The organism is uncultured Thiocystis sp. (genome assembly GCF_903866365.1).
GTDB lineage: Bacteria > Pseudomonadota > Gammaproteobacteria > Chromatiales > Chromatiaceae > Chromatium.
In genome coordinates, this window is sequence record NZ_CAIPNF010000356.1 from 1 (window position 1) to 5691 (window position 5691).

General features: G+C 63.2%; 6 protein-coding genes. All 6 read right to left on the bottom strand.

Translation table 11 applies throughout. The features are described 5' to 3' along the window. Positions 1-178: 178 nt before the first annotated feature. Positions 179-1135 (bottom strand): AAA family ATPase, encoded by a 957-nt coding sequence (locus QZY07_RS20115; protein ID WP_295406458.1) that lies wholly within the window; start codon positions 1133-1135, stop codon positions 179-181. A gap of 290 nt (positions 1136-1425) precedes the next feature. Beyond that, complete coding sequence (locus tag QZY07_RS20120; RefSeq protein ID WP_295406461.1) at positions 1426-2523, bottom strand: lambda-exonuclease family protein; 1098 nt, start codon at positions 2521-2523, stop codon at positions 1426-1428. Positions 2524-2609: 86 nt separating this feature from the next. Continuing rightward, entirely contained in the window at positions 2610-3383 is a 774-nt protein-coding gene (locus QZY07_RS20125; protein WP_363184561.1) for a recombinase RecT, read from the bottom strand. A 294-nt stretch (positions 3384-3677) separates the two neighbouring features. Further along, the gene (gene ssb / locus QZY07_RS20130; RefSeq protein ID WP_295406464.1) at positions 3678-4100 is read right to left on the bottom strand and encodes a single-stranded DNA-binding protein; all 423 of its coding nucleotides are present in this window, start codon (positions 4098-4100) and stop codon (positions 3678-3680) included. A 747-nt stretch (positions 4101-4847) separates the two neighbouring features. Continuing rightward, positions 4848-5120 carry a hypothetical protein gene (locus QZY07_RS20135; RefSeq protein WP_295406467.1) on the bottom strand — a complete coding sequence of 91 codons (273 nt, stop codon included), beginning with the start codon at positions 5118-5120 and terminating at the stop codon, positions 4848-4850. Further along, a partial coding sequence (traN, locus tag QZY07_RS20140; protein ID WP_295406471.1) for a conjugal transfer protein TraN occupies positions 5117-5691 on the bottom strand: 575 nt, incomplete at its 5' end. The genes traN and QZY07_RS20135, both read right to left, overlap by 4 nt.

The following is a 5691-nucleotide window of genomic DNA, read 5'->3' on the forward strand; positions in this document are numbered from 1 at the left end:
AAACGCAAGATCGACGGGCTGAGGGGCGTGGAGCATGGCAGCAAAAAGCTAACACATCGCACCTCTCCACTGATTTTCAAGGGCTTGTCGGCTATGTTGGCGCTTATGCGCCGGTAGCCCCACGTCTTGGTGCGGCCATCCGGATGGATGTACTCGTACACTTCGTACTGATCCACCGTCAGACTCCCAACCACAGATTCCCCATCACGTCTTCGGCAATCCGATGGATCGCCTCGCGTTGCTCGGCATCGGCCCGATTCGTCAAGGCTTGTTCCAAGGCATGCGCGATCGGCTGGGGCGCACCCCGGAAGGTGAGCGACAGTCGCGCCCAACGAATCAAGGTCCGGGTGGACATCGTGACCGTGAGTTCAGCCCCCGATTCGCCTTCGCCCAAAAACAGACGACGAATCTCGTTGGCGACCGCAATCATCTTTTCGCCGATTTCCTCGGGCAACGAGGGAATCGCCTTCTGTAACACGCCAATCTCGACCTCCGCCGCCAAATACCCGACGTTGATCACCTGGAACCGGTCCAGAAACGCCAGGTTTTGACGCAAAACGCCTTGGTACAGGCCCGTCGTATCCCCCGCGCCGGCGGAATTGCCGGTGGCGAACACGCGAAACTTCGGATGCGGACGAATCACCTCGCCGCCGTGTTGCGCGATGACCAAAGGCTGGCCTTCGATCACATCGTTGAGCCCGGCCAGTTCGGACGGGTCCATCAGATCGATCTCGTTGAGGATCAGGATCTGACCCTCCTTCATGGCGACGGCCAGGGGGCCGTGGATGAACTCGGTCGTGCCGTTTTTGAGCACGAACTGCCCGATCAGATCGGACAGTTCCATGCGCCCATGACAGGTCACGGACTGGACCGGCCAATTCAGTCGGGCCGCGATCTGGCACACCAGGGACGTCTTGCCGCTGCCGGTCGGACCGGTCAGCAGGAAGGCATCGCCGGCGGCCTCCCCGAGAAACGCGATCAGCCCCGAGAGGCCAGGCCGAAAGCGATACTCGGTCTTCCGGGGAATCATCGGATGGGATTCGTCGGCGAATCCTTCGATCGTGAGTTCCGGGCGGGCCGGGACGCCGAAGGCTTCTGCAATCCCGAACATTTTGGTGGTGTTGGTGGCGGTCATGCGTCGTCTCCAAAATCGAGGAGACGCACGTCCCTGGTGGGGAGTGAGGCTCCCCAAGGGGTAAACCAGCGCGATGCTGGCGATTGAATGCAAGCGTGAACTTGCCGATGGTGCGCGCGGTCTTGATGGATCGCCCGCGCAGGCGATGACGACCTCAACCAGGTGAGATCGCAGGAAACCTGACGACTGCACGCGGCGCGACCGACGCGGCCGACGCGGCCATGCGCAGACGACAGATCCCTGGCGCGGGAGTGGATCGGTTGACCGCCCCCCAACGGGGGGGCGAAAGATTAAAAATAGCCAAACTCGACAGGCGTCGATGCGGCTTCGGTTGACGCGATCTCTTCGACCGCGACAGCGACATCGACCGGCTTGGCTTTCGGCTGACGCCGCGCCCGCGTGGGCTTGGCGACGGGCGTGTTCTCGGTGTTCTCCGTTTTGGTCGTTGGTTCGGCCTTGACGGTCACTTTGACCCGCTCGGCGGCACCGCGACGGTGCGCGTCCAGCATCGCCGGATCGAGATCCGGTGCAATTTCGGCAAGCACCGCCGGGTAGTCCACCGACCCTTGTTGGCGATAGCGGGTGATCCGCACGCCGTCTTGTTCGGCGAGCAAAAACTCGCCCATCAACCCGACCAGGCCCGTTTGGGCGTTGGCCATGAGGGCTTTCATCGCCTTCTGCTCGTCGTCGAGCGTTTTGGCGAGGGCGGCGGCCTCGCGGTACTGCTGCGCGAGCACCATCCATTGCGAGCGTTCGTCGTCGACGGGCACGAACAAGTCGCGGGTAGGATCGGGCGTTGGCTCCTTTTTCTTCTGAACGGCCTCGTGAAAGGCGAGGCAGTCCGGGATCAACGTGCCCTCCAGGAAGGCCTCGTCGCGTTGGATTTCAAACTCTAGCGCCAGAACGCCAGCGCGTTGCGGATCGAAGACCAGCCAGCCCCGGCGGGCGTTCGCCACCAGGATCTGGAATTGCACCTGGACCCAGTACAACTGATAGGCTCTGGCCTCCGTGCCCTGGGTCGCGATGTCGTCCCAGGTTCCCTGGGCGGGCACCTTCAACTCGACGGGTTCGCCGTCGTCGTTGATGCCGTCGAACGAGCACCGCAGTGCGGCGTGTCGCTCCGACTCCGCACAGATCGGCAGCAACAGGGTGTTGTGCCGCTGCTCGAAGCCTTGGCGGGCGTTGTCTTCCAGTGCCATGCCGCGCTGGACAAAGGGGTTGTTCGAGAGATCGTCCGGCTCGCACAAGCCGGTTTTCTCGGCCCACAAACGCCAGATTGTTTTGTAAGGCGAGCGCCCGACAATGACTGCCGCCTCGGAAGCGGTGACGCCTTGCGAGCGCCAGTTCAACCATTCCGGGGACCGCTGGGACAAATTAACAACTTGCATTGGGTGTACTCCGAAAGAGACACCGCCCCCGCACGGGAGTGGCGTCCCGTGGGGGATCGACCGTCGCAACGGTCGGGATGGTGCCGCTAGGCGGCTTGCGGCTCGGCGTCGCGTTCGGCCTGCACCAGACGCTCCAGGGCAAACTGAAGCACGCCACCCTCAAAGCGGGTGATGAAGTAGTCGTGCGCCGATGCCCAGGCGTGACTCTTGGTGGCGCGCGTGACCAGACTCTTGATCTGGGTCAGCGTGGCGGCGTCGATGTCCGCCTCGTTGGCCGCGACGGGCGTGGCTTCCGGTTCCGGTTCCGGCGTCGCCTCGGGATCACGCGCGCGGGTGGGCGCGGTGGGCGTGGCGACGACAGGCGTGGCAACGGCCGTGACTGTGGCGACCAGCTCGCCGTCAATCGGCTTGCCGGCCATTTCCTCGGCGGTGTAACTCGCCTCTTCGGGAAAAGCGGCACGCAGGCTGGCGGCCTTGGCGCATTTGATGAGTTGGCCGCGCGGGCGCTTGATCCACATCGACGTCGGCGCTTCGCCCTTGCCCATGCGGGCGTAAGCTTCTTCCCAGTAAGTCGTCTCCGTAAACGGGCAGCGGATGCCCCCGACGATCCGGTAGACCGTGACCTCGCACCACTCGGGAAAGGTGACCTCCGCTTCGATCTCTTTCCAGTTGCCGTTGATCTTCGTGGACCCCTTGAAGGTCCGGGTGATCTCCCGGCCAAACCGTGCCGGGTCCATGCCCGCCCATTGTCCGGTGCGCGCCGCCGTGGTCTGGACTTCGGCGATGCCCGGCCAGACGGTTTCGACTTCACGTCCGAGCGCCGATGACCACATGGCCACAACGTGTACTGGACGTTTCATGACATCCAGCCCGCGTGCCTGGCAGTAGCGCACGGCAAGCAGGATGCCCTCGACCGTCTTGCGGACGGAAAAATAGAATCGACCAGCACCTGCCAGGTCGAGAAATCGATCCCGACATCGGCCAATGTGGTCTGATTAATGGCCAGCCGACAGGCGGGTAACGTGGCGATTTTTTGCGTTTGCGTTGCCATGATGCACCTCGGAAAAAAGGGACACCAGGCCCCTGGGGGCAAGAGTGCCCCGGTGGGGAAACATCCGACGATCAGGTCGGATCAGTGACGCGTCACGTTCGTTTTAAAAAGGAATATCGTCGCTAAAATTGTCGGATCCCGACGCATCGGCATGGCCGTCGTCGCCGGAAGCTCCGCTGCCCTGACGGCTGTCGAGCATCTGCAGGGAGCCGCCGATGTCGACGACCACCTCCGTGCTATAGCGATCCTGGCCGTCCTTGTCCTGCCACTTGCGGGTGCGCAGTTTGCCCTCGACATAGACCTTCGAGCCTTTGTGCAGATACGTCTGCACGATCTCGGCGAGTTTTCCGAAGAACACGACGTTGTGCCATTCGGTCCGTTCCTGCTTCTCGCCGGTCGTGCGATCCTTCCAAGACTCGCTGGTGGCGAGGCGGACATTGGCCACCGCGTCGCCGCTGGGCAGTTGGCGGACCTCGGGGTCGGCCCCGAGATTCCCGATCAAAATCACCTTGTTGACACCGGCCATGTTCAATTCCTCGTGGTGGCCATGCGGCGGGCCGCGCGCCGAATGCGCTCAGCCGTCGGAAGGGTTGAAAACGGCGACCGCCAGTGGCAGGACGCCACGCCGGTCGCAAACTTTGCCACCGTGCGCTGGGCACGGATGGCGGCATGGAGGTGCTTCATGCGTTTTCTCCGAAATCAGGGAGGCGCATGCTTCCCAAGGGGAAGAGGCGACTCTCCCCAGGGGGTGAACCAGCAAAGGCTGGCGGGTTGAAATGTCAGCACGAGGCTGACCGATGGTGCGCGCGGTCTTGATGGATCGCCCGCGCAGGCGATAGACGATCTCAACCGGTGAGATCGCCGGAAAATCTGGCGACTGCACGCGGCGCGACAGACGCGGCCACGCGCAGACGACAGATCCCTGGCGCGGAACGGTTCGGTTTGAAGGTCGTGCGGACGCACGTTTCCCGTCGTCGCATCGACGGACGGACGAGATCGGACCGCCGCAGCGGTTCAAGCAGAGGACGCGAGGCGTCAAGTCAGAGGGTATCCCGCGACGCCTGCCACGGTTGCAGGCGTTTGGGCCAACGCGCAGATTTGATGAAGTCGCCTGCCGGAAGCGACCCGCGAATTGTCCTCCTGACAACTGGTCGTCGACTCCTGTCAACGAGACCGTGTTCCATACGATCACAAGGCATCGAACCGTAAAGCCAGTTTTTCGAGGATTGACGATGCCGGTGTTCTCCACCGCGCGCAGCGTCCGAAACCAATCTTAAGACCAGACATACGCGAACGCAACGGCCACCCGCGTTGCCGACCGGCCTGGCGCGCGCATGGCCGCCGCGCTGAGTGGCGGTGTGGGATCGTGCGCCGGCGTGGCGTCCGGCTGGAGGTCGAGCCTCTCGATCCCGCAGGCGCGCCGCGTCGCCAGATGGCGGTCGGTCAGCGCGACGTCCGCGCGCAAGCGGACGGCACTGCGGGCGTCGATGACGGGCGTGGCGAGCGTTCGTCCGACCAGGTTGTCGTGAAGCGGTCTGGCGGTCATTCCGGCGCGGGCCTGGGCAAGGCGGGCAAGGTCTCCGACCACCCTTGCGTCTCGGCCTCCCGATGAAATCCGGCGACACTGTTCACGTCCTGTAAATTCTCCAGGCGGGTTGCGGTGCGATTGTCCTGGCCTTCGGTGAGATCCGCGAAGGTCATGTGCGTCGGGGTGATGACGAGGTTGGCCGCCGTGAGCATTTGCAGCCATTCGCGCAGGTCGATGGCGGCCCAGTTGACGTGGGCGAGCGTCGCGACGCCGATGCCGGCGCAATTGGGGTGTTTGGCGCTGCCAAACCCCAGGCCGAGTTGCCCTTTAATCTGTTCGCTCAGGATGCGCGAGAGCGGACTGTTGAAGCAGCAGTAGCTATCGCGCGATTCGATGCAGGCCCCAAAGAAACTTTTTTTGCAGTACGACCCGATGCGATGGCAGGATTTCAGGGCGCGTTGCGCGCCGAGCTTGAATTCGTCCTCGGTGCATTCCCAGATGAGGTGGATCAGGATCATCACGATGGTGTAGATCAGGTACGCCCACATGACGTACAGCAGCACCGTGCCCACGACGCCGCCGAGTCCGA